Here is a 2,912-nt window from a genome sequence, read left to right on the forward strand (position 1 = left end):
GCAGACCTGCTTCGTAGTCACGCCAATTCGTCACCCTGAATTTCATCTTTCCGACGTGATGACGACGATCGGCGTTGTGTTTGTACGGCATGGCAACTCGTATCAAGCTGATTTCGATCCTGCCTGCCTATCGCCAAACCGTTGACACGGATCCATGCACCAACGCCGCTCGACGTCACATCACAATCGATTCATTGTTCGCAGGAACTGCTTTAGAAGCGCGCCGGCAGCCTGGGCGGGGGGCTTGGGGTTAGACTGCCGGCGCACGCCACTCATGAAGAGCGGCCCCTTTTCGCGGTTCCGACACCCATAGTCAACCCGGCAGTGTCTGGGTGCCCGCTGTGCTCTTGTCAGAGCGGCGCGATGTCGACCGTGTCGGCCGATCCTGCCCAACTTGGTGGGCCGCTCTCGTCGGCCAACCTGATGCTCCAGCCAGTATCGCGTTGCCGACCAGCATGAGTTCGCCGCTAGCAATCCTTCGTCGGTAATTACATGGGGTAATCGCGGCAGCCGCGCTAGATCACCACCTAAACCGGCGTTTGGTTATCGGTTGCGCGAAGTTGAGTAAGTGGGCGGCACGTGCAGCCAATTCTGCTCCACAATGTGGGCAGTCTTATACGTTCCGATACTGGCTCGGGGCTTCGTTACTCCCGCAGCTTCGGCATGGTCTCACAAAGGTCCCACGCTGGCTTCGAGGCTGATGAGCCTGCTAAGCCGATGGAGAACTCGCAATGCCGGCATTGGCTACCATACCGTGGCGGCACTTGATATTGCATCGCAGCAAGCGTAGAGCACCGCGCGCTTACCGGAGTGTCGCCCATGGCCCTTACCAATGCTGGTAGTGAGGCAGAACCCGTCGAACAATCGAGCCATCCCGAGATCGAACAGCACAGCACCAAGGTTCTGATGCTGGGCGCGCTCGGCGTCGTCTATGGCGACATCGGCACCAGCCCGATCTATGCATTCCGTGAGGCATTGCATGCTTCGTCCGGTGGCAATGTTGCCGAGCGCGGCGATATTCTCGGCGTGCTGTCGCTGATTATCTGGTCGCTCACCATCACAGTCACAGTAAAATACATCATGTTCGTGCTGCGCGCCGACAACCGCGGCGAGGGCGGGGTGCTGTCGCTGATGGCTTTGGCGCGCGGCGGTTTCCCGAAGCGCTCGGCGCTGATCCTGGGCATCGGCATCGTCGGCGCCTCGCTGTTTTTCGGCGATGCCGTCATCACGCCGGCGATCTCGGTGCTGTCGGCGGTCGAGGGCATGAATGTCGTTACCCCCGCGTTCCAGCCCTATGTGGTGCCGCTGACACTGGTCATCCTCGCCATGGTGTTCGCGGTGCAGCGCTTCGGTACGGGCGGCGTGGGCCTGGTGTTCGGCCCGGTGACCGCCGTATGGTTTCTGGCCATCGGGCTTTCCGGCCTCAACCACATCATCGACGATCCGGAAATCCTGCTGGCAGTCAGTCCACATTATATCGTCGCCTTCCTGATCAACTCGCCCGACGTTTCTTTCGTGACCATCGGTGCCGTCTTCCTGGCTGTCACCGGCGCCGAGGCGCTTTATGCCGATCTCGGCCATTTCGGCCGCAAGCCGATCGTGATCGCCTGGCTGGCGATCGTGTTTCCTTGCCTGCTGCTCAACTATGCCGGACAGGGAGCCTTCGTGCTGGCGCATGGCGGCGTCGTCGGCCATCCGTTCTTCGAGATGAACGAGGGATGGATGCTGATCCCGATGGTGGTGCTGGCAACCGCCGCGACCGTGATCGCCAGCCAAGCGGTGATTTCCGGCGCTTTCTCGCTGACCAGGCAAGCGGTGCAGCTCAACATGCTGCCGCGTTTCGTGATCCAGCATACGTCGGAAAAACAGTCAGGCCAGATCTACTTGCCGCGAATCAACCTGCTGCTGGCACTGGTGGTGATACTGCTGGTGGTCGGCTTTGGCGAATCCAGCAAGCTGGCCTCAGCATACGGTATTTCGGTGACCGGCAACATGCTGGTGACGACGGTGCTGCTCTATGTGGTCATGCGGCGCATCTGGAAATGGCCATTTGGCGTCGCGGCAGGATTGACGGCGCTGTTTGCCTTCATCGACATCGGCTTCTTTGCAGCCAACATTGTCAAGGTGTTCGAAGGCGGCTGGGCTTCGCTTGCCGTTGCCGCGGTGGTCGTGATGACCATGTGGACCTGGATAAGAGGCACCAGGTATCTGTTCGAAAAGACCCGCAGGAACGAGATCTCGCTCGATTTCCTTGCCGGCAATCTTTTGAAGAAGAAGCCGCAGCTGGTATCCGGCACGGCGGTTTTCCTGACCAGCGATCCGCAAAGCGCGCCGACCGCGCTGATGCACAGCCTGAAGCACTACAAGGTGCTGCATGAGCAGAACGTCATCCTTTCCGTCGTGACGGCGCCGCAGCCGGTGGTGCCCGACAGCGAACGCGTCAATATGGAGCATATCAACGAGCTGTTCATGCGGGTGACGCTGACATTCGGTTATATGGTACAGCCCAACATTCCACGCGCGCTGGCGATCTGCCACAAGCAGGGCTGGAAGTTCGATATCATGACCACGTCGTTCTTCCTGTCGCGGCGCTCGCTCAAGGCGTCGCCCAATTCCGGCATGCCGGTGTGGCAGGACAAGCTGTTCATCGGACTGGCGCGCACGGCAGCCGATGCGACGGAGTATTTCCAGATCCCGACCGGGCGCGTGGTCGAGATCGGAACCCAGGTGACGATTTAGGGCATGCCGCAGCGTTGGTGCATCTGCGGACGCCCCATAGAATGCAAGACAAATTTTGATTTTATGGAGTGTAGTTGAGGGCACCGTAAAGTTAACCGACGGCTGATGAAGATGTGCGAACATGGGCCATGTCAGAAGTTGCTCGTGATCCGCTTTATCGTCGCCACCGCTTT

Annotated in this window: 1 protein-coding gene; it reads left to right on the top strand. The window is 59.5% G+C overall.

Annotated features, from left to right (window positions below; translation table 11 throughout):
* Nucleotides 1–819 precede the first annotated feature (819 nt).
* Nucleotides 820–2,739 (top strand): potassium transporter Kup, encoded by a 1,920-nt coding sequence (locus BLS48_RS34280; RefSeq protein ID WP_038652234.1) that lies wholly within the window; start codon nt 820–822, stop codon nt 2,737–2,739.
* Nucleotides 2,740–2,912 lie beyond the last annotated feature (173 nt).

Origin of the sequence: Mesorhizobium qingshengii (assembly GCF_900103325.1) — a bacterium.
Taxonomy (GTDB): Bacteria; Pseudomonadota; Alphaproteobacteria; order Rhizobiales; family Rhizobiaceae; genus Mesorhizobium; species Mesorhizobium qingshengii.

What these genes read in the sequence shown, in the direction of transcription:
- BLS48_RS34280 (WP_038652234.1), top strand. Translation starts at nt 820, where the DNA reads ATGGCCCTTACCAATGCTGGTAGTGAGGCAGAACCCGTCGAACAATCG.